This window comes from Pseudomonas sp. zfem001, assembly GCF_032621725.1.
Lineage (GTDB): Bacteria > Pseudomonadota > Gammaproteobacteria > Pseudomonadales > Pseudomonadaceae > Aquipseudomonas > Aquipseudomonas sediminis.
In genome coordinates this window covers 1,547,689-1,568,408 of sequence record NZ_JAVYJI010000001.1, presented here as the reverse complement: position 1 = coordinate 1,568,408, position 20,720 = coordinate 1,547,689, and the positions used below count along the sequence as shown (strand labels likewise).

The 20,720-nt window shown below is 64.0% G+C and carries 21 protein-coding genes and 1 pseudogene; 12 read left to right on the top strand and 10 right to left on the bottom strand.

Going from position 1 to position 20,720, the window contains the following annotated elements:
• Positions 1-49 precede the first annotated feature (49 nt).
• A complete protein-coding gene (locus RTH74_RS07360) occupies positions 50-1,435 on the bottom strand; it encodes a NorM family multidrug efflux MATE transporter (protein WP_316914224.1) in 1,386 nt (461 codons plus the stop codon).
• Between the two features lie 139 nt (positions 1,436-1,574).
• On the opposite strand from RTH74_RS07360, the gene RTH74_RS07355 reads away from it, so the two are divergent.
• The 3 genes and pseudogenes from RTH74_RS07355 (at position 1,575) to RTH74_RS24160 (ending at position 4,649) form a co-directional block, all read left to right on the top strand.
• Positions 1,575-2,495 carry a LysR substrate-binding domain-containing protein gene (locus tag RTH74_RS07355; RefSeq protein ID WP_099524743.1) on the top strand — a complete coding sequence of 307 codons (921 nt, stop codon included), beginning with the start codon at positions 1,575-1,577 and terminating at the stop codon, positions 2,493-2,495.
• 177 nt (positions 2,496-2,672) lie between these two features.
• A pseudogene (locus RTH74_RS24165) lies at positions 2,673-3,791 on the top strand (Cache 3/Cache 2 fusion domain-containing protein); the annotation flags it as partial.
• Complete coding sequence (locus RTH74_RS24160; RefSeq protein ID WP_371919670.1) at positions 3,789-4,649, top strand: methyl-accepting chemotaxis protein; 861 nt, start codon at positions 3,789-3,791, stop codon at positions 4,647-4,649. The pseudogene RTH74_RS24165 and the gene RTH74_RS24160, both read left to right, overlap by 3 nt.
• A gap of 1 nt (position 4,650) precedes the next feature.
• Here RTH74_RS24160 and RTH74_RS07345 read toward each other — a convergent pair whose 3' ends face one another.
• Together RTH74_RS07345 and RTH74_RS07340 are read right to left on the bottom strand one after the other, a co-directional pair.
• A complete protein-coding gene (locus RTH74_RS07345; protein ID WP_316914223.1) occupies positions 4,651-6,144 on the bottom strand; it encodes a YifB family Mg chelatase-like AAA ATPase in 1,494 nt (497 codons plus the stop codon).
• A 91-nt stretch (positions 6,145-6,235) separates the two neighbouring features.
• Positions 6,236-6,493, bottom strand: a complete 258-nt coding sequence (locus RTH74_RS07340; protein WP_106735048.1) for an accessory factor UbiK family protein — start codon at positions 6,491-6,493, stop codon at positions 6,236-6,238.
• Positions 6,494-6,902: 409 nt separating this feature from the next.
• Between RTH74_RS07340 and glnK the strand changes: the two genes are divergently transcribed.
• The 4 genes from glnK to sutA all read left to right on the top strand — a co-directional run bounded on the left by glnK (position 6,903) and on the right by sutA (position 9,754).
• Complete coding sequence (glnK, locus tag RTH74_RS07335; protein WP_003096476.1) at positions 6,903-7,241, top strand: P-II family nitrogen regulator; 339 nt, start codon at positions 6,903-6,905, stop codon at positions 7,239-7,241.
• A gap of 334 nt (positions 7,242-7,575) precedes the next feature.
• Positions 7,576-8,829, top strand: a complete 1,254-nt coding sequence (locus RTH74_RS07330; RefSeq protein ID WP_099524733.1) for an ammonium transporter — start codon at positions 7,576-7,578, stop codon at positions 8,827-8,829.
• A gap of 98 nt (positions 8,830-8,927) precedes the next feature.
• Positions 8,928-9,353, top strand: coding sequence for a secondary thiamine-phosphate synthase enzyme YjbQ (locus RTH74_RS07325; RefSeq protein ID WP_099524731.1), 426 nt, complete (start codon positions 8,928-8,930; stop codon positions 9,351-9,353).
• Positions 9,354-9,430: 77 nt separating this feature from the next.
• Positions 9,431-9,754, top strand: coding sequence for a transcriptional regulator SutA (gene sutA, locus RTH74_RS07320; RefSeq protein WP_017678298.1), 324 nt, complete (start codon positions 9,431-9,433; stop codon positions 9,752-9,754).
• A 177-nt stretch (positions 9,755-9,931) separates the two neighbouring features.
• Here sutA and RTH74_RS07315 read toward each other — a convergent pair whose 3' ends face one another.
• From RTH74_RS07315 to lptM, 6 genes are read right to left on the bottom strand one after another with little or no spacing between them, the layout of a single operon-like run.
• Positions 9,932-10,633 (bottom strand): HAD-IA family hydrolase, encoded by a 702-nt coding sequence (locus tag RTH74_RS07315; protein WP_316914222.1) that lies wholly within the window; start codon positions 10,631-10,633, stop codon positions 9,932-9,934.
• On the bottom strand, positions 10,630-11,532 hold the full coding sequence (gene xerC / locus RTH74_RS07310; RefSeq protein WP_316914221.1) for a tyrosine recombinase XerC: 903 nt from the start codon (positions 11,530-11,532) through the stop codon (positions 10,630-10,632). The genes RTH74_RS07315 and xerC overlap by 4 nt, the downstream gene beginning before the upstream one ends.
• A gap of 57 nt (positions 11,533-11,589) precedes the next feature.
• Positions 11,590-12,288 carry a DUF484 family protein gene (locus tag RTH74_RS07305; protein WP_316914220.1) on the bottom strand — a complete coding sequence of 233 codons (699 nt, stop codon included), beginning with the start codon at positions 12,286-12,288 and terminating at the stop codon, positions 11,590-11,592.
• The gene (dapF, locus tag RTH74_RS07300; RefSeq protein ID WP_316914219.1) at positions 12,285-13,115 is read right to left on the bottom strand and encodes a diaminopimelate epimerase; all 831 of its coding nucleotides are present in this window, start codon (positions 13,113-13,115) and stop codon (positions 12,285-12,287) included. Before dapF ends, RTH74_RS07305 begins: the two co-directional genes overlap by 4 nt.
• Positions 13,116-13,125: 10 nt before the next feature.
• Complete coding sequence (lysA, locus tag RTH74_RS07295) at positions 13,126-14,373, bottom strand: diaminopimelate decarboxylase (RefSeq protein WP_316914218.1); 1,248 nt, start codon at positions 14,371-14,373, stop codon at positions 13,126-13,128.
• 13 nt (positions 14,374-14,386) lie between these two features.
• Positions 14,387-14,512 carry an LPS translocon maturation chaperone LptM gene (gene lptM, locus RTH74_RS07290; protein WP_017361215.1) on the bottom strand — a complete coding sequence of 42 codons (126 nt, stop codon included), beginning with the start codon at positions 14,510-14,512 and terminating at the stop codon, positions 14,387-14,389.
• 170 nt (positions 14,513-14,682) lie between these two features.
• Between lptM and RTH74_RS07285 the strand changes: the two genes are divergently transcribed.
• The 5 genes from RTH74_RS07285 to RTH74_RS07265 all read left to right on the top strand — a co-directional run bounded on the left by RTH74_RS07285 (position 14,683) and on the right by RTH74_RS07265 (position 17,683).
• Positions 14,683-15,720 (top strand): AraC family transcriptional regulator, encoded by a 1,038-nt coding sequence (locus RTH74_RS07285; RefSeq protein ID WP_316914217.1) that lies wholly within the window; start codon positions 14,683-14,685, stop codon positions 15,718-15,720.
• A gap of 68 nt (positions 15,721-15,788) precedes the next feature.
• Positions 15,789-16,121 carry an iron donor protein CyaY gene (gene cyaY, locus RTH74_RS07280; protein WP_036999825.1) on the top strand — a complete coding sequence of 111 codons (333 nt, stop codon included), beginning with the start codon at positions 15,789-15,791 and terminating at the stop codon, positions 16,119-16,121.
• Positions 16,111-16,299, top strand: a complete 189-nt coding sequence (locus RTH74_RS07275) for a DUF1289 domain-containing protein (RefSeq protein WP_296231863.1) — start codon at positions 16,111-16,113, stop codon at positions 16,297-16,299. Before cyaY ends, RTH74_RS07275 begins: the two co-directional genes overlap by 11 nt.
• A gap of 117 nt (positions 16,300-16,416) precedes the next feature.
• On the top strand, positions 16,417-16,824 hold the full coding sequence (rnk, locus tag RTH74_RS07270; protein ID WP_099524718.1) for a nucleoside diphosphate kinase regulator: 408 nt from the start codon (positions 16,417-16,419) through the stop codon (positions 16,822-16,824).
• Between the two features lie 58 nt (positions 16,825-16,882).
• On the top strand, positions 16,883-17,683 hold the full coding sequence (locus RTH74_RS07265; protein ID WP_106735056.1) for a lipase family protein: 801 nt from the start codon (positions 16,883-16,885) through the stop codon (positions 17,681-17,683).
• Here RTH74_RS07265 and RTH74_RS07260 read toward each other — a convergent pair.
• The gene (locus RTH74_RS07260) at positions 17,680-20,538 is read right to left on the bottom strand and encodes a class I adenylate cyclase (protein WP_316914216.1); all 2,859 of its coding nucleotides are present in this window, start codon (positions 20,536-20,538) and stop codon (positions 17,680-17,682) included. The genes RTH74_RS07265 and RTH74_RS07260 overlap by 4 nt on opposite strands.
• Positions 20,539-20,720: the final 182 nt, after the last annotated feature.

Sequence of the window (20,720 nt, the reverse complement as noted above, 5' to 3'; positions counted from 1 at the left end):
CGCAGTTCCGTAGCCCGGATGCAATCCGAGGCGCGCGCGTGTAGCCGGATTACGGCAGGCAGGCCTCGCTCGCCAGTGCACTCGGCCGCTGCAGGCGCGCCGTCTTCCATTGGAAACCCAGCACCAGCCCGCTCGCCGTGACTGCCAGGCCGGCAGCCAGGCCCCACCAGACGCCTTGGGCACCCCAGCCGAGGGCGAAGGCGAACAGCCAGACCAGCGGTGCGCCCACGCACCAGTAACCCGTCAGACCGATCAGTAGAGTGGTACGGCCGTCGTTCAACCCGCGGATCGCGCCCATGGCGATGCTCTGCAAACCATCGAACAACTCGAACCAGGCGGCAATCGCCAACAGGCCGACCGCGAGGGTGACGATATCGGCGAAAGCCGGGTCGTGACGGTCGAGAAACAGACCGATGATCCACTCTGGCAGCAGCCAGAACAGTAGGGCGAACAGCAGCATCAGCGCGGCGCCCACGGCCATGCCCAGGTGCCCCGCCAGCCGCGACAGGTGCAGGCGGTCGGCGCCGTAGTGCAGGCCGACGCGGAAGGTCACGGCATAGGACAACCCTTGCGGCACGATGAACGCCAGCGCCACCGTTTGCATGGCGATCTGATGCGCCGCCAGCTGCACGCTGCCCAGCGCGCCCATGCACAGCGTGGCAAAGGTGAACAGCCCCTGTTCGGCGGCGTAGGTGCCGCCGATAGGCAGGCCTAGGCGCAGCAAGGCGCGCATTTCCGCTCGCTGTGGGCGACCCATGCCGCGCCGCAGCTGGTAGCGCTGATAGGTTGGCGAGAGCAGGATGTACAGCGCCAATGCCAGCGCCATGGCGCTGCTGACCAGCGCTGTGGTCATGCCGATGCCGCTCAGGCCCAGGCTGGGCAGGCCGAACCAACCCTTGATCAGCGCGTAGTTGATGACGAAATTGGCGGCGGTACCGACGATGCTGATGGCCATGACTGGGCCGGGATGGCCAATGGCACTGGTGAAGCCGCGCAGCGCCATGAAGCACAGGTAGCCGGGCAGTGCCAGCGACAGCGGGCGCAGGAATGCCATGGCCTGGCTGGCTGCGTCAGGGTCCTGGCCCAGATGCGGCAGCAGCGGGCCCAGGCCATTGAGGCACAGCGCACTGACGGCGCCCAGCAGAATGGCCAGCCACAGACCGTTGCGGATCAGGCGCGTGATGCCTGACGGGTCGCTCGCGCCGTGGCGAATGGCAATCAGGCTGCCCACCGCGGCGATCACCCCGGTGCAGAAGATCGAGAAAATGAAATAGCAGGTGGCGCCCAGCGCGCCACCGGCCAGTTGCTGCGGGCCGAGCATGGCCATCATCAGCGTGTCGGTGAAAATCATCAGCGCATGGGCCAGTTGTGCGGAGATCAGCGGACCGGCCAGGCGCAGCAGCGCAGCCAACTCGTGGCCAAGGGAATTCTTCATGATGAGTAAAACTTCGGCAGGGTAAGCATCCCCAGACTGTCGGGGGATGAGCAATGACAGCTATTCTCTGGTTTGTAGCGAATGCCCACAAAAGGAAAATAGCCATGCCAGGCATGATCAAAACTCATGGATTGATGCAGTGACGCGTCGTCTTCCACCGCTTTACGCCCTGCGCGCCTTCGAGGCCGCCGCACGCCATGCCTCCTTTACCCGTGCCGCTGAAGAACTGGCCATCACCCAGAGCGCGGTAAGCCGGCACATCCGCACGCTGGAGGAGTACTTCGCTTGTCGTCTGTTCGAGCGTCGTGGCCGCAGCTTGCACCTGACCGATCCCGCCCGTGCTCTGTTGCCGGGGCTGAGCGACGGCTTCGATGCACTGGAGCGCGCCAGCGCTGCGCTGCGTGCCGATGATGAGGTGCTGCGCCTGAAGGCGCCGTCGACCCTGACCATGCGCTGGCTATTGGCGCGCCTGTCGCACTTTCGCCTGGCCAACCCTGACAGCGAGGTGCAGCTCACCAGCGCCTGGATGGATGTGGACAAGGTCGACTTCCGCCACGAGCCATTCGACTGTGCGGTGCTGTTATCCGATGGCCAGTTCCCGGATGAGTGGGAAAGCGTGTTGCTGTTCGAGGAGTGGCTGATTCCGGTGTGCGCTGCCGGTGATTCTGACGCAGGCCCCTGGTCGCTGGCGCGGCTGCAGGCGGCGGAGCAGTTGCACCCGACGCCGGATCGCCGCGACTGGCGGCGCTGGTTGCAGGCCACGGGTCTGGATGAGCAGGTGCCGCTGAAGACCGGTCAGCTGTTCGACATGCTCGAACTGGGCATCGTCGCCGCCGCACGCGGCTATGGCGTGTCCATCGGTGATCTGCTGATGGTGGCCGAGGACGTGGGCGCAGGTCGCCTCGGGCTACCCTGGCCAACCGCAGTGTTCAGTGGCGACAGCTACTATCTGGTGTGGCCACGCGGGCACCGTGCACAGGCCCGTTTGCAGCGGCTGCGCGACTACCTGTTGGCCGAAGTGGCGGCCATGCAACTTCCCGCAGTGGAGAGAGTGCTTTAGCTGTCGATACAGTTTTTTCGAGAGCAAATGATTGCCATTCGGCAGAACGCCGATTGACCAACCATACTGCTCAGGTATCCTGCCGCGCCCTGGCTCGAGGTTGTATGACCACTCGGGCCAGTCAACCCCTGTTCCGTTCGGCCTGCCACTATTTGAGTCAGGCCTTGAGAGGCCTGAATGACCCCTCCTCGTTCCCGTATCGCTCTACAACTGGCCGCCATCCTGGCACTGGTGCTGGTGCTGCTGATCAGCTTCAGCACCCTGTTCGCCTTGCGCTCGCTCAACGAAGCCAACCTGGCTACCCGCGAGAAGCATCTGGGTAGCGAAGCTGGCCTGCTGGCCGACCAGCTCGAGACCTTCCATGGCAGTCTGCGCGACAGCACGCAGCGCCTGGCCGGCCTCTTCGAGCAGCGCTTCAGCAGTGGTTTGCAGGTGCGCAGCGACGAGCGTGTCGGGGTTGGTAGCCTGCAGACCCCGGCCCTCTATCTGGGTGCGACCCGGCTGAACAACGACTTCAGTGAGGTCGACGACTTTACCCGCATGACCGCTGGCGTTGCCACGGTGTTCGTGCGCGACGGTGAAGAGTTCGTACGCATCACTACCTCGCTGACCAAACAGGACGGTACTCGTGCGCTGGGTACCGTGCTGGACCACCAGCATCCGGCTTATCAGAAACTCCTGGCAGGCCAGGGTTATGTTGGCCGCGCGCTGCTGTTCGACCGCTTCTACATGACCCAGTACACCCCGGTGCGCGATACCGGTGGGCGGGTGATCGCGGTGCTGTTCGTTGGCTTCGACTACACCGACGCGCAGAACCTGCAAATGCGTAACCTCTCCGATTTCCGCATCGGCAGCACTGGTTCGCTGGCGCTGCTCGACGAGCAGGGCAAGTGGCTGGTGGCTCCGGCCGGTGCCGCCGCTATGAGTAGCCTGCCTGCGGCGCTTACCGAGTTGATCGCCAGCCCCGGCAAGGGCGGTTTCTGGAGTGATGGTCGCGACGAGTTCTACAGTGTCGCCATGCCCTTCACCGGCGGCCCCTGGACGGTGCTGGCGAGCATGCCACGCGAGGAAATCCAGGCGGTCACCTGGCGCGTCGGCACCCAGCTGGCCATCGGCAGTGCTCTGACCCTGTTGCTGGCGGTGATCGCCGTGGTCTGGTTGCTGCGACGCAAGCTGCGGCCGCTGGGCGATCTGGTGCAACAGGCGCAGGCGCTCGGTGCTGGTGATCTCGGCGCGCGCATGGCGCAGTCCAGTGATGATGAGATTGGTGAGCTGGCGCGCAGCTTCAACCGCATGGGCGAGGCGCTGGCGAACATGGTCGCGGGCATTCGCAGTGCGGCTCAGGATGTCAGTGCGCGCTCGCAGTCGATGTCGACGCTGTCGCGCGACGCCTACCAGGGGATCGATCAGCAGTCGGGCGAGATCAGCAGCATGGCCGGCGCGGTGGAGGAGTTCAGCGCCACTTCGCAGAACATCGCCGACAATATGCGCAGTACCGAGCGTATGGCCAGTGCCAACGCCCAACAGACCCGTATCGGTCGTACCTCGATGGATCAGGCCTCCGAGGCACTGGTGCAGATTGCCGAGGCGCTGGAGCAGACCTCCACAGTGATCAATGGTCTTGGCCAGCGCTCGCAGGAAATTGGCGGCATCGTCAGCGTGATCACGGCAATTGCCGACCAGACCAACCTGCTGGCGCTCAACGCCGCCATCGAGGCTGCACGTGCCGGCGAGCAGGGTCGTGGTTTTGCCGTGGTCGCCGACGAGGTGCGCAACCTGGCCGGGCGTACCCGCGAGGCGACCAACGAGATTTCCACCATGATTGGCAGCATCCAGAGCGAGACCAGCAGCGCCATCGCCACCATGGAGCAGGGCCGGCAACTGATGCAGGACGGTCTTGAGCGCAACGCCAAGGTGGCTTCAGCGCTGGCACAGATCAGCGAGCAGAGCGAGGCGGCGGGCGAGCAGTTCGCCGCCATCACCACCGCCACCAGCGAACAGAGCAGCACCGCGACCGTGCTTAGCTCCAACCTGCAGAGCATCGCCCAGGCCAACGGCGAGCAGCGTGAAGTGGTAGCCAACCTGGCCGATACCGCGCGCGAGCTGGATCGACTGGCCGCTCAGCTGCGTCAGGAGGTCGAGCGCTTTCGCTGAGTCATCCCGCTGCCGGGCGGTACTGCAGCGCTTCCGCCAGGTGGGCGCGGCTGATCTGCTGCTCGCTCGCCAGGTCGGCCAGAGTGCGCGCGACCTTGAGTACGCGATGGGCCGCGCGCAGGGACAGCCCGAGACGTTCGCAGGCGCTTTCCAGCCACTGGCGATCCGCGTCGCTCAATGCGCAGTGTTGGCGCAGACCGGGTAGGTCGAGGAAAGCGTTGGCCACGCCCTGGCGTTGCAATTGTCGTTCGCGTGCCTGCGCCACCTTGGCTGCTGCCTGCGCAGTGCTTTCGCCATCCTGCGGCGGGGCATTCAGGGCTGTGGTTTCGCGGGCGACCGTCAGGTGCAGGTCGATGCGATCAAGGAGCGGGCCCGACAACTTGGCGCGGTAGCGCTGGATCTGCTCCGGGGTACAGCGACAGCGGTTGCTGGGGTCGCCGAGGTAGCCGCAAGGGCAGGGGTTCATGGCGGCAACGAGCTGAAAACGAGCGGGAAAGCGCACCTTGTCGCGGGCTCGGGCAATGACGATGTGGCCGCTTTCCAGCGGCTCGCGCAGCACTTCCAGCACTTTCCTGTCGAACTCCGGCAGCTCATCGAGGAACAGGACTCCCATATGGGCCAAGGTTATTTCGCCGGGCTGCGGGCGACTGCCGCCACCCACCAATGCCGGGCCGGAGGCGCTGTGGTGCGGTGTGCGAAAGGGTCGCTGCGGCCAGTGCTGTAGCGGCGTATGGCTGGCCACCGAATGGATCGCGGCGACCTGCAGCGCTTCGTTTTCGTCCAGCGCAGGTAGCAGGCCTGGCAGGCGGCTGGCCAGCAGGGTTTTGCCAGTGCCGGGTGGGCCGCTGAGCAGCAGATTGTGCGAGCCGGCGGCCGCCACCAGCAATGCCCGTTTGGCGGCCAACTGGCCCTGCACTTCGGCCAGATCCGGATAGGGCAGGCTCTGCCTGAGCAGGCCCTGGGCTGCGTAAGGTTCGAGAGGGGCGCTGCCGTTCAGGTGTGCGGCGATCTGCAGCAAGTGCTCGACGGCGATTACCTTCAGCCCCGAGGCCAGGCTGGCCTCTTCGGCATTGGCCTGTGGCACCAAGAGGGTGCGTCCGGCTGCGCGTGCGGCCAGGGCGGCCGGCAATACGCCTTGTACAGGACGCACTGCGCCGGACAGCGCCAGCTCGCCCAGACATTCGTATTCATCCAGCGATTGAGCCGGTACCTGACCGCTGGCCGCGAGAATCCCCAAGGCGATGGCGAGGTCGAAGCGACCACCGTCTTTTGGCAAATCTGCAGGCGCAAGATTCAAGGTGATGCGTTTGCTGGGAAACTCGAAGGCAGCATTGAGGATGGCGCTGCGTACGCGATCCTTGCTCTCCTTGACTGCGGTTTCCGGCAGACCCACCAGGGTCAGAGAGGGCAGGCCGTTGGCCAGGTGCGCCTCGACGGTGACGGCCGGTGCTTCTACACCGACCTGGGCGCGGCTGTGAACGATGGCCAGGGACATGATCGCTCCTTGATCAAGTGGGTGCAGTGCCTGTAGGAGCGGCTTCAGCCGCGAGGTCTGTCGCGGCTGAAGCCGCTCCTACAACATAACCTCAGTCTACGGCGGTGAGCTTGGCTTCCAGTTCCGCGACCTTGGCTTCCAACGCTTCAAGGCGAGCGCGGGTGCGGGCGAGAACCACCATCTGGCTGTCGAACTCTTCCCGACTGACCAGATCGAGCTTGCTGAAGCCGCTCTGCAGCAGGGCCTTGAACTGCGCTTCCAGTTCGGCGCGCGGCAGTGGGCTGTCACCACTGAACAAGCGCGAAGCGTGGCTACTGAGGGTGTCGAGCAAAGCTTTGGGCGGGAGCATGGGCAGGTTCCAGATACAGACGGCGGCAGTGTAGCACGCAGCCGCAGGCGCGGCGGTCGAGCGCGAGTTGCACGATTTTTGAGCATTGCGGAATGTGTCGATGCACTGGATTGGTGCGATGCATTCGGTGCGAATGACCGGTCATCCCTGCTCGAAGCAGGTAAAGGCCTGAAAGATGGCGCTTTTACGTGAGCTGGCAAGCTTTCTGCTTAGACCCCATCGACGCATGCACCGATGCAGTTCCGGTGCGGCAGGCGAAGCGGGGGAGTGTTTCGTCGGGAGCGGTTGGTGGGTATCGGCCACGCCAGGCTGGAGCGGTCGGTGCATTACAAAAGCCAGACACTGCGCTTAGACTTGAGCCGGGTTCGCAATTCCTGGGGCAAGTCCACCTTAAACGGGAGAAAGTTTCATGAAGCTAGTCACTGCCATCATCAAGCCGTTCAAGCTCGACGACGTGCGCGAGTCGCTGTCTGAGATCGGCGTGCAGGGCATTACCGTCACCGAGGTCAAGGGCTTCGGCCGTCAGAAAGGCCATACCGAGTTGTATCGCGGTGCCGAGTACGTGGTCGACTTCCTGCCCAAGGTGAAGATTGACGTGGCCATCGCTGACGATCAGCTGGATCGCGTGATCGAGGCCATCACCAAGGCTGCCAACACCGGCAAGATCGGCGACGGCAAAATTTTCGTAGTCAACCTGGAACAGGCGATTCGCATCCGTACCGGCGAAACCGATACCGACGCGATTTAACAAGCCTCCGAACCCCACGCCCCAGGAGTAAACCCATGACTCTGCGAACTTTCGCAGGGCTAGGAGCCCTTTTGTCCTCGAATTCTGGCCTTGCGCTGTTTTCGAGGGCGAATGCCGGAGCTGGCGATACCCTCGCCGCTCTGCTGTGCCAGACCCTCTTCAGGTCTCGCGCTTGGCCTAGTGATGGGAATGCCTGGTCGCCTCACGGCGCAGGGGTTCCGGTGATCCAGAACGAGCGTGGCAACGACCTGTAAAGCATGCGGAACGCGTCCGGCGCCAACCTGGACGTTTCTACCGAACAGCGCACAACAAAAGCGCCGGCAAGAGGTGAAAAATGGATAACACAGCATTGACTGCATTGCAGTACGGCTTCGATACCTTCTACTTTCTGATCTGTGGTGCCCTGGTAATGTGGATGGCAGCTGGCTTTGCCATGCTCGAATCCGGCCTGGTGCGTGCCAAGAACACCACCGAGATCCTGACCAAGAACGTGGCGCTGTATGCCGTGGCCAGCGTCATGTACCTGGTGATCGGCTACCACATCATGTACTCCAGCCCGGAAGGCGGCATCCTGCCGAGCCTGGGCTTCCTGATTGGTGACGAAAACAGCGTCGACTCGGTACTTGCCGGTGGCGACGATGCGCCTTACTACTCGGCCCGTTCGGACTTCTTCTTCCAGGTGGTGTTCGCCGCGACCTGTATGTCGATCGTGTCCGGTGCTGTCGCTGAGCGTATGAAGCTGTGGGCCTTCCTGGCTTTCGCCGTGGTCATGACCGGCTTCATCTACCCGGTTCAGGGTTTCTGGAAATGGGGCTCGGGCTTCCTCAACGAAGCTGGCTTCCTCGACTTCGCAGGTTCCGGCGTAGTTCACATGGCCGGTGCTTCCGCTGCTCTGGCTGGTGTCCTGCTGCTCGGTGCACGTAAAGGCAAATACGGCGCCAATGGTCAGGTCAACGCCATTCCGGGTGCCAACCTGCCGCTGGCTACCCTCGGTACTTTCATCCTGTGGATGGGCTGGTTCGGCTTCAACGGCGGCTCGCAGCTGAAGATGAGCACCATCGAAGATGCCAACGCCGTTGCCCAGGTGTTCGTCAACACCAACATGGCAGCAGCCGGCGGTCTGATTGCCGCGCTGATCGTTGCCCGCATCCTGTTCGGCAAGGCTGACCTGACCATGGCCCTGAACGGTGCCCTGGCTGGTCTGGTGGCCATCACCGCCGAGCCACTGACCCCGAGCGGCCTGCAGGCCACTCTGATTGGCGGCGTGGGTGGTGTGCTGGTGGTGTTCGCCATCCTCGGTCTGGACAAGGTCAAGATCGACGATCCGGTTGGTGCCATCTCCGTACACGGTGTGGTCGGCATCTGGGGTCTGCTGGCTGTCTGCCTGACCAACAGCGACGCTTCGCTGGGTGCTCAGTTGCTGGGTATCGGTAGCATCTTCGCCTGGGTATTCATCGCCAGCCTGATCGTGTGGAGCATCATCAAGGCGGTGATCGGTCTGCGCGTCAGCGAAGAAGAGGAATACGAGGGTGTGGACATCGCCGAATGCGGCATGGAAGCCTACCCGGAGTTCACCGGCAAGAAATAAGCTTCGCTGGGAATGACAGGGGCGCCTTCGGGCGCCCTTTGTTTTTTCTGACAGCACGCTAGAATGCGCGCGCTGGAGCCATCGAGAGTGAGAGCGGCATGTGGCAGCAACGCATCATCAGCCTGCGTCCGCGCGAGCGCGGTTTTCATCTGGTGACCGAAGAAGTGCTGGCAGCATTGCCGGAACTGGCGCAGGTGCGTGTTGGTCTGTTGCATCTGTGGCTGCAGCACACCTCGGCATCGCTAACGGTCAACGAGAACGCCGATCCTGCGGTACGCCGCGATTTCGAGCGTTTCTTCAACCGTCTGGTGCCGCAGGGTGAGACGGGCTACGAGCACGATTACGAAGGGCCGGATGATCTGCCGGCGCACTTCAAGGGCAGTTTGCTGGGCTTTCAGCTACAGCTGCCGATACAGCAGGGACGGCTGGCGCTTGGGACCTGGCAAGGTATCTACCTCGGTGAGCATCGCGATCATGGCGGCGCTCGGCGAATGGTGGCGACCTTGCATGGCGAGGCTATTTGAATTTTTTCCGGTCGAGCGGTGCACATCGCGCGACTGGGCTATAACTAACCTGCTTTTCGCAAGTCATGAGGTTGAACATGAGCGACGAAGACCTGGAACAAGACGATCTGGACGGGGCTGACGAGGACGATGGTGAGGAGCTGGCTGCTGCCGATGACGGCGACAGCGGCGACGATGAAGGTGATGGCGCGGTCGTAGCCAGCGGCAAGAAGAGCAAGGCCAAAGCCGTTGAAGTCGATGAGCTGCCCAGCATCGAAGCCAAGCAGAAGGAGCGCGATGCCCTGGCGCGTGCCATGGAAGAGTTTCTCTCCCGTGGTGGCAAGGTGCAGGAGGTGGAGCCCAACGTGGTCGCCGACCCACCCAAGAAGCCCGACAGCAAATACGGCAGCCGTCCCATCTGAGGACGGCGTGCTGCAAGAACCCGCCCCTCGTGGCGGGTTTTTTGTGCCTATCATCCCGGGTTTCCCTTTTGGGCCGCCGCTGCGCGGCGTCAGGGATGGTGCTGTGGCGAGTAGGGTGCGCCGTGCGCACCGATCTTGTCGTGTATCAGGCGGGTGCGGCAGCGCACCCTGCGGGGTTTAGCGCGTCCAGTTGGAAAGTAGCGCTGGCAACTCGGCCAGGCTGCTGATTTGCGCGTCTGGTGTGGTCTCACCCTCCCAGGCTCGGCCTTGCGGGTTGAACCAGATCGCGCGCATGCCGGCTGCCTGAGCGCCGGCAACGTCATCGCTGGGATGATCACCAATATGCACGGCGCGTTCGGCCGCTACGCTACCTGCGCGGCTGAGTGCTTCGCGGAAGGGTTTCGGGTCGGGCTTGCCGATGCCCAGTTCTTCGGCGCACAGGGCGAACTGGAAGTAATCCGACAGGCCCAAGCGGCGCACATCGGCATTGCCATTGGTGATCACGCCGAGCATGAAGCGTTCGGCCAAGGCCTCCAGTGTCGGGTGTACCTCGGTGAACAGTTGCACCTGATGGCGGGCGCTGAGAAACACCTGAAATCCCGCTTCGGCCAGCCCCTGCGCCTCGCTCAGCGGGTAGCCGGCGTCTTCCAGGGCGTGGAACAGAATGCGCCGGCGCAGTTCGCTGAGGCGATGCTTGAGCATCGGCTCGGCTTCCAGCAGGCGGCTGCGCACGGCCCATAGATGCTCGACCGGCACCGCGCCAAGGCGTGGTGCATGCAGTGCCAGCCAATTGCGCAGCGCGGCTTCGGCATCCTGCATCACCGGGGTGACGTCCCACAGGGTGTCGTCGAGGTCGAAGGTGATCAGTTCAATGCTCATTCGGAACCGCCTTTGCGCTTGGCGCGTGGATGGGCCTGGTCATAGACACTGGCCAGGTGCTGGAAATCCAGGTGGGTGTAGATCTGCGTGGTGGCGATATCGGCGTGGCCGAGCAGCTCCTGCACCGCGCGCAGATCCTGCGAGGACTCCAGCATATGACTGGCGAAGCTGTGCCGCAGCATGTGCGGATGCAGGTGCTGGCCCAGCTCGCGCACACCGGCCTGGCGCACTCGCAGTTGCACTGCGCGTGGCCCGAGGCGGCGGCCCTGCTGGCTGATGAATACCGCGCCGTCGCCGGGGTTGGCCAGCTTGCGCAACGGCAGCCAATATTCCAGCGCCTGACGCGCCATGCTGCCGACCGGCAGTTCGCGCACCTTGTTGCCCTTGCCGCGCACGCGTACCAGACCGGCGGGTAGATCCAGGCCATCGAGATCGAGCCCGACCAGCTCGGACAGGCGCAAGCCGGAGGAATAGAACAGCTCGAGCATGGCCTGGTCGCGGCGGGCGATGAAGTCGTCCTCGACTGCGCCGTCGAGCAGTTGCGCGCTGCGGTCGGCGTCCAGGGTGCGAGGCAGGCGGCGCTCGCGTTTTGGCGGGCTGAGACCGGTGGCCGGATCGTGACGGCACAGGCCTTCACGCAGCAGGTACTGATAGAGACCGCGGGTGGCCGAGAGCAGGCGCGCCAGGCTACGGCTTGCCAGACCCTGTTGATGCAGGCGGGCGATCAGGCGGCGCAGGTTGCGTGTGTCCAGTCCGGCCCAGTCGCTCAGGCCTTCGGCTTCGCAGAATGTCCGCACCTTGTTGAGGTCGCGCCGATAGCCGTCGAGGGTATGCGCCGACACCTGGCGCTCGCGGCGCAGGTGTTCGATGTACGCGTCGAGGTGAGCTTCAAGTGTCACGTGCCGGCTTCCGAACGGGCCAATGGTGGATGAGCTTCGTCATCCACCCTACACGACCTAGCGTACCGAACGCAGCGGTGTGGAGAAACCGGGCACGACACGTGCCAGTACTTCGGCGATATAGCCGAGGAACAAGGTACCGAGCGAGCTCTTGTAGTGCTGCGGGTCGGCGCTGCCGATGGCCAGCACGCCATGCAGGCCCTGGTGGGTGAGGCTGACCACGGCGGCCGAGCCAACCTGCGCTGCGTCTTCCTTGCCGAAGAGGAATTCCAGCTCATGCGGGCGCAGCACGCCGCAGATGGTCTTGCCGCCGCTGAGCAGGCCGCCGATCTGTTGATGCGCTTCGGCCGAGCTGACCGAGCGACCGACCGGCAGCTTGTTATCGCTGAACAGGATCAGGCCGACGAAGGGCACCTGGAACTCGTGGCGCAGGCTGTCTTCGACCACGCCGACCACTTCTTCCAGGCTGCCGGCATCGAGCAGGTCGAGTACCAGGCGACGCGTCTTGTCGAACAGGCGATCATTGTCGCGCGCCACGTCCATCAGTTGGCCGAGACGATGGCGCATCTCGATATTGCGCTCACGCAGCAGCTTGACCTGGCGTTCGACCAGCGACACGGCATTGCCGGGCTGGTGCGGAATGCGCAGTTCGGGGATCAGTTCTTCATGGTCGATGAAGAACTCCGGGTGCAGGCGCAGATAGGCTGCGACCGTTTCCGAGTCGAGCGGTTTGGGCGAATCCTGCTGGTCGGTCATAGGCGAACCTGTCCTTCGTATACGCGGGCAGCGGGCCCGGTCATCATAACCGGCTGACCTTCGCCTGCCCATTCGATGGACAGTTTGCCGCCCGGCAGTTCCAGTTGCACGGGCGAATCCATCCAGCCCTGGCGAATCGCCGCGACCGCAGCGGCGCAGGCGCCGGTACCGCAGGCCAGGGTTTCCCCTGCTCCACGCTCCCACACGCGCAGGCGTGCATGCTTGCGGTCGAGCACCTGCAGGAAGCCGACATTGACCCGCTGCGGGAAGCGCGGATGGTGTTCCAGCTTCGGCCCCAGTTCGTGTACCGGGGCGCTGTCGACATTGTCGACGCGCAAAACCGCATGCGGGTTGCCCATCGACAGCGCGGCGAGCTCGATGCTCTGGCCCTCGACGTCGACGCGATAGGTCAGTGCAGCCTGCTCTGCCTGGAACGGCACCTGCTCCGGCTGCAAGCGCGGTGCGCCCATGTTGACGCAGACCTGGCCGTCGTTCTGTACGCGCAGCTCGATGATGCCGCTTTTGGTCTCGACGCGAATGACCTTCTTGGTGGTCAGGCGCTTGTCCAGCACGAAGCGGGCGAAGCAGCGCGCGCCGTTGCCGCACTGCTCCACTTCCGAACCGTCGGAGTTGAAGATGCGATAGCGGAAGTCGACATCCGGGTGGCTCGGCGGCTCGACGATCAGCAGTTGGTCGAAGCCGACACCGACGTGGCGGTCGCCCCATTGCTTGGCATGTTTGGGCTGCACGTGGGCATGCTGACTGATCAGGTCGAGGACCATGAAGTCATTGCCCAGGCCGTGCATCTTGGTAAAGCGCAATAGCATGACGTCGCCCTCAGGCCGGCAGCAGGCTTTCGCCGGCATAGAGCTCTTGGACGGTCTCGCGACGACGCACTTCGTAAGCCTGCTCACCATCCACCAGCACCTCGGCGGCGCGGCCGCGGGTGTTGTAGTTGGAGCTCATGACGAAGCCATAGGCACCCGCCGAGCGCACGGCCAGCAGGTCACCTTCGGCCAGCGCCAACTGACGATCCTTGGCCAGAAAGTCGCCGGTCTCGCAGATCGGCCCGACCAGGTCGTAGTTGCGCGTCTCGCCTTCGCGCGGCTGCACCGGCGACACGTCCATCCACGCCTGATACAGGGCGGGGCGGATCAGGTCGTTCATCGCTGCATCGACGATGGCGAAGTCCTTGTGTTCGGTGTGCTTGAGGTATTCCACCTGAGTCAGCAGCACGCCGGCGTTGGCGACGATGAAGCGGCCCGGCTCGAACACCAGCGACAGGTCGCGGCCTGACAGGCGCTTGCGCACGGCGGCGATGTAATCGCCCGCCAGCGGCGGTTGTTCGTCGCGGTACTGCACACCGAGGCCACCGCCCAGATCCAGGTGCTTGATGGTGATGCCGCGCGCGGCCAGCTTGTCGACCAGCAGCAGCAGGCGATCCAGGGCGTCGAGGAAGGGCTCGAGGGTAGTCAGCTGCGAGCCGATATGGCAGTCGACGCCGATCACGTCCAGGTTCGGCAGCTCGGCGGCGCGGGCGTAGACCGCCTCGGCCTGCTCGATGTCGATGCCGAACTTGTTTTCCTTGAGGCCGGTGGAAATGTACGGATGGGTGCCGGCGTCCACGTCCGGGTTGACCCGCAGCGAGACGGGCGCCTTGACGCCCAGTTCGGCAGCGACCTTCTGCAGGCGCTCCAGCTCGACGACGGACTCGACGTTGAAGCAGTGCACGCCGACTTCCAGTGCGCGGCGCATGTCGTCGCGGCTCTTGCCGACGCCGGAGAACACGATGCGGCTCGGCTCGCCACCGGCGGCCAGTACGCGCTCCAACTCACCGCTGGAGACGATGTCGAAGCCGGCGCCAAGGCGTGCCAGAACGTTCAATACACCGATGTTGGAGTTGGCCTTGACCGCGAAGCAGACCAGGTGTGGCATGCCGGCCAGAGCATCGGCATAGGCGCGGTACTGCCCTTCGATATGGGCGCGGGAATAGACGTAGGTGGGCGTGCCGAAGCGCTGGGCCAGCGCAGACAAGGCAACGCCTTCCGCGAACAGCTCACCGTCGCGGTAGTTGAAGGCTTCCATGGGGCAGCTCCTGTCAGAGTTCGAAACGGTCTCGGCTGTTGCCGGCGTTATCGTCGCCCGGCAGGTACAGCGGGCCTTTCTGACCGCAGCCAGCCAGCAGGCAGACGGCGGCGAGGAGCGCGAGGGTCAGTCGCTTCATGGGACAGTCCTTGAAAATAAGCGTGAATTGCGCCGGAGTATACCGACCCCCTGCCACCTTGCCTATGCGCCCGGCGCCCGCCTGGCGGGGCGCCGGCTCGATTGGCGTGCGTACGCCGAAGGCATTCGTGCCAGCTTGGGTTAGCATGCGGCGAGTAACGAGGAGCCCCGATGGACAATCCCGCGATTCTGGCCGGCTCGGTCTCGGTCGCCTACCTACAAGGCCTGATCGAACACCTGCAGCGTCAGGGGGTAGTGCCCGACGCCTTGCTCGCCCATGCCCAGTTGAGTCCGGAGGCCCTGAGCCAACGCGACCAACGCATCGCCGCCAGTGCCTATCTGGCATTGCTGGGCGAGGGCGTGCGCCTGACCGGCGATCAGTGCCTGGGCCTGCACCTGGGTGAAGCGGTACGGCCGGGCTACTACGGCGTGCTCGGTTACCTGATCATGAGCTGCGCGACCCTCGCCGATGCGCTGCACCGCCAGGCGCGCTATGCCTCGCTGGTCGGCAATCTGGGGCTGGTCGTGCTCGATGACGAGCCGGCCCGGCCTGGCAGCGAGCCGCTGATCGCGCACAGCTGGCAGCCGTTGCTGGCCCAGCAGCAGCGGCAACTGAGTGAAGAAACCCTGGCCGGCTGGGTCAGTTTCGGGCGCTGGATCAGTGGTCTGGACATCTCGCCGACCGAAGTACGCTTTCAGCATCCGGCACCAGCGGATACATCGGAGCACGCGCGCATCTTTCGCTGCCCGGTGCTGTTCGATCAGCCCGACAACGCCCTGATCTTTCCCAAGCGTTTGCTCGCGGCGCCGCTGAACCAGGCCGACGCGCAGGTGCGTGGCATGCTCGATGCCTATGCTGATCGGCTGTTGGCTGAACTCAACCAGGGCAACAACGTGCTCGATCGCGCGCGCCTGGAACTGGCCCGCCAGTTACCGGAGCAGGGGCCGGACCTGGAAGCCATCGCCGCCGCCCTGGCGTTGAGCCCAAGGACCTTGCAGCGACGTTTGCGTGAGGGTGGGCTGTCGTTCAGCCAACTGGTCGACGAGACACGTCAGCAACTGGTGCTGCATTACCTGCGTGACCCGGCACTGGAGCTGGCGGAAATCGCCTTTCTGGTCGGTTTCAGTGAGTCCGGTTCTCTGGCACGTGCATTTCGTCGCTGGACGGGAACGAGTCCGGGCGAGTACCGTCGCCACCTTTGCGTCTAGGCCGCTACCCCGGCCGCGCGATTTCGCCTACTTTTTCTGCAGTTGCTGCATCTTGTGAGGACACCCCGATGAGCCTGAGCGAAGCCCGCTTTCACGACCTGGTCGATGCCACCCAGCAAGCGGTGGAGGACATTTTCGACGACAGTGGTCTGGACGTCGATCTGGAGAACAGCGCCGGTGTGCTGACGGTACGTTTCGACAATGGCAGCCAGCTGATCTTCAGCCGTCAGGAGCCGATTCGTCAGCTCTGGCTGGCGGCGCGCTCCGGTGGTTTCCACTTCGATTACGACGAGGCCGATGGCCGCTGGATCTGCGATACCAGCGACGAGCAGCTGGGTGAAATGCTGGTACGCATCACCCTCGAGCAGTCGGGCACCGAGCTGGAGTTCGATGAGCTCTGAGCCCAACGTGGCGTCGCCGTGCCGACGTCAGTGTTGCCTTGATGAGCATGAACAGTGCCTCGGTTGCGGTCGTACCCTGCAGGAAATTCTCGATTGGGGCTCGGCCGATAACGCGCGGCGCCGCTTGATCTGCCAGGCGGCCGAGCAGCGGTTGCGCGAACGCCAGCAGAGGCGCTGACCACGTAGTCTTGTTTATTTGTCCGGCTGTGTTAGGGTCGACAGACATTCAGCTGAACCCCGCCTTCGGGCGGGGTTTTGCTTTTTTATGGTTTACGCAAGGAGTCCGCCCGGCATCATGAACAGTACACCGACCATCACCATTACCCGCCTCGATCTGCAGCGTCTGGAGCGCCTGCTCGACAGCCTGGACGAGTTCGGCCCTGGCGCCCAGGCGCTGCAGGCTGAGCTGGATCGTGCCGACGTGGTGGGGCACGACGAGGTGCCGGCCGGTGTGGTGACCATGAACTCGCGCGTGCATTGCCGCGAGGAGAGCAGCGGCAAGGACTATCACCTGACTTTGGTCTACCCGCAGGATGCTGGTGGCGAAGGCAAGGTCAGCATCCTCGCACCAGTTGGCAGCGCCTTGCTCGGCCTGTCCGTCGGCCAGCACATCGACTGGCCCGCGCCGGGCGGCAAGCAGCTCAAATTGACTCTGCTGGAAGTCGAATACCAGCCGGAAGCAGCGGGCGAATACGACCGCTGACGTCTTTTCCCCGGCTGGACTAGAGTGAGGTTTCCGCCAATGGCAAGGAGGCCTCGCCATGCCGAGTCTGCCGCTGTATTTCCCACCGACCTACCAACTGTCGCGTGCCTTGCTCTGCGCCGAGCTGCTGATGGCCGCCTACGACCAGTACGAGCAATGGCTGGCGCAGCAGCGCCCGCGCACACCCGAGCACTTTCATTGGCAACAGCCTGAACTGGAGGGCTGGCAGCTTTCCGCGCCGATCTGGAGCGTGCTCAGCGAGTGGCATGTGTTCAATGAGTCCGAGCCCTTTGGCTTCGCCGCGCGGGATCCGCAGGGCGATTGCTACCTGGTGTTTCGCGGTACCGAGTCGGTGCAGGACTGGCTCGATGACCTCGACCTGGATCAGTGCGACTACCCGTGGCAGGCCGGTGCCGGCCTGGTACACGATGGCTTTCTGAAACTCTATACCTCGTTGCGTGACCAGGCCATGGGAGCACTGGACGGCTTGCAGCCGCAGGCGCGGCTCTGGGCTTGTGGTCACAGCCTGGGCAGCACCCTGAGTACGCTGGCGGTGCCGGACCTGCTGCAGCGCTGGCCTGCATTGCTGCTGCAGCATTACAACTTTGCCAGTCCGCGTCTGGCGTCCCCGGCATTCGCCAGCTACTACAACGGGCTGGCCGTACCGACTTACCGGTTGGTCAACGACAGCGACCTGGTGCCCGAGGTGCCACCGGCAGACAGTGATCGTTGGTTCTATCAGCACGTGGGCTTGCCGGTGACCTTCACCGCCAGCTACGGCGGTGTCGCCGCCAACCACAGCATGGGCGACTGCTATCTCTATGCACTGAACAATCCGGATGCGCCGATGAAGGGCTAGACCTGCTGCAGCGCCGTATTGAGGGCATCTTCCAGCCCGCTCTTGTAGTGCAGGTAATGCACCGTTTGCGCCTGTTGCCCGGCTAGCACGGCGGAGAGGTCGAGGTCGGTGATGTAGCAGGGGTAGCGCTCGCCGCCGGCACGCTGGGCGAGGATGTGCTGCGCTACGGCGCGATACAGCTCGCGGCCGTACTCCAGCTCGGAGAACTCGCGATGGTTGCAGTACAGCGTGACATGGCGTTGGCGACCGTCGCCTGGCTCGACGATGGCCTGCACGTCGTAGAACGGATGGCTGACCTGGGACTCGGGCACCGCTCTGCGCTCGAGGTGCTGAGCGCGTAGTGGCGCCGCCGGTAGCAGTTGGTAGTAGATAATTTCCAATGGCGGATGATTGTCGGCGCCATCGAGCGGCAGCATGGCATTGCGCCGATACAGCAGTGATTGCAGGAAACGGTGGATCGGCGTCAGCAGGCTCTGCTCATCGCGAAATGGCAGGCGCCGGCGCCAGAGTGCATTGCGTTCATCGAGCAGGGTCAGTTCCGCTTCACCGCTGGTTTCGTGCAGGCGGTAGAACACCTGGATGCACTGTGGGCGGCCCATGGGCAGGATCAGCGCGAGGTCGTCGCCATCAAGGGCATGGCGGTCCAGATGCAGAGGGCTGTAGAGCTCCTGCTCGGCGCCAAGGTGCTCCAGCAATGCCGGCAGATCGCCCAGAGCAGCGTGGCTGACCTGGCCAGGCGTCAGCTGCAACACGTGGTAATGCTGGCGTATCTGCACCAGATAGCGTGACTGGCGACCTTCGGCATAGGTGTTGAGCAGGTCGCGCAGCAGCTCGTCGACGCGCTCGGCAATCGGCTGGGCTCGATTACGGCAGTAGCAGCGCACCTGCACCATGGGCGGCGGTTCGCCGATCGGCAAGCTGTTGAGCAGGTCGCGCAGGCAGTCAAGCAGCGCGTCCTGGCCGTCATGGCGGCTGACCTGCAGTTCGTTCCAGCTGTTGAGCACCACCTGATCGAGGGTCAGCACCAGGTTCTCGCGTACGCCGGAATAGCCCAGTGCATCGGTACGCCCGGTGGTCATGTGCACGTTCATCTGGCTGTGCTGTTTGAGCGGGTCGACCCCGACATTGACCAGCAGCAACACCTGGCTGGGGACGCTGGCGCGTAGCAGGGCTGCCTCTTCGACACTGGGCTGCGGCAAGGGGAAGCTTTGCTGCAGGCTGGCGATCAGGTTGGACAGTTCGAAGTCGGTCAGGTCGCTGCTGCCTGGGTGCAGCGACAGGCGCGTGCTGCTGTCGATCACGCCGTTGCGATGGCACCAGGCAAGCAGTTCGATCAGTTCGCGCGCGCGTTTGAGGGGGGCGAAGTCGCTCCACTCCTGGGCGCCCAGGCTGCCGTTGAACAGCGCCCACTGGTATTCGTTGGGCGCTTCGGGGCTGGGGTGCTGAACCAGGGTCAGGGTATCTTCGGCCAGATCCGGGGCGATGCCGGGGTTGATGAACTCCACCTTGCCCGCCTTGCGTTCGAACGCAGCGTACAGGCGCCGGCCCAGCACGTTGAGGTCACGGGTGTTCAGCGAACTGCCGGCCTCGGCGCTGCGGGCGAATTGCGAGAGAAAGCGGTAGCTGTAGGTCAGCTCGTTGACCAGTACGCGGCGCTCGGCCGCGACCTGGCGCACCTTCCACTGGCTGCGACTGTCGAGCACGGATAGCTGGCGGCTCTGCCAGCCCCATTCCGCAGTCAGACGCTCCAGCAGCAGGCGCTGCCAGCTTTTGGCGCGGCCGCGTGTTGGTGGGCGACTGACCTTCTTGTTGACCTTCAGGTACAGGCAGCGGCGAATCAGCTCCAGTCTTTCCTGATCGCCGCGCGCGCTCAGATATTCCTCCAGGCGACGGTAGACGACGATATAGGGATCGAGCTCGTCGAGGTCCAGGCGGCCTTCGAACACTGCCCGCTTGAAACGCAGTGCCAGGCATTCGACCTTGGGGTGCTCGCTGGCGTAGACCTCGGTGAGCAACAGTTTGAGCACCGACTTGTAGGGCGACTCGATGCCCTTGTACAGCTGCCACATGCCGGCGCCGATGAACTCTTCTGGCGGAATGTGCGCCAGGTTGCCGAGGTCGAGTACGTCCTCGGCACGTACGAAGCGCTTGCTCAACAGGGTGCGGCAGTAGTCGTGGTAGCGGGTTTCTTCGTAGACCGGCACCAGCCACCAGAGTGGCGTACGACCGCCGAGCCAGATGGCGGTGCGGTAGAACTCGTCGAGCAGCAGATAATGCTGGGTGGTGCCGCAGTCATCGGAGGTCAGCTGCGCCTCGCGTGCGCCCTGGGTGAAGCGCTGTGGGTCGACCAGAAAGACGTGCACCTCTGCGCCCTGGGTGGCGGCCCAGCTTTCCAGTTGATCGCACTTCTTGCGCAGGTCTTGCAGTTCCTGCGCCGTGAGATTGGGCGAATGGCACAGCCACAGGTCCATATCGCTCTGTTCGGCCTGCGCCACGGTGCCCAGGCTGCCCATCAGGAACAGGCCATGCAGCGGTGCTGCGCCCTGGCCACGACGGGGCTTGTAGACGAAGGAGCGGGTCAGTCGCTGGACTTCAGCGAGGCTGGCATCATCCGGCTCGAAGCCGCTGAGGCCGGCCGGCGTGCTGGCCGAGACATAGCCAGGCAGCAGTGGATGATTGACGTGCAGCAGCAATGGCAACAGCTTGAGGACCAGTTGCTGGCGTGTGGACAGCGCCTCCATGGCCCGCTGCAGGCGGCCCTGATTGATCTGCAGAAAGCGCGCGCGCAGTTGCGTCAGCACCTTGCGGTCGATGCCGTCATCGATATCGGGGCGTATTTCCAGCGTGCGCGTCATGCTCGAACTCTACTGCAGATGCGGCAAGCCTATCAGCGGTGGGCTCGCCAGTGCAGTGCCTTTGACGCTATATCGCCCGCATCGCCGCTCACTGAAGAGCGGCCGGCTAATGCCGAGTGGATAAGGTTACCAGCGCAGTCTGTCGCAAGAGCTCCGCTCCGGGCGAGGCGCTCCAAGTGCGC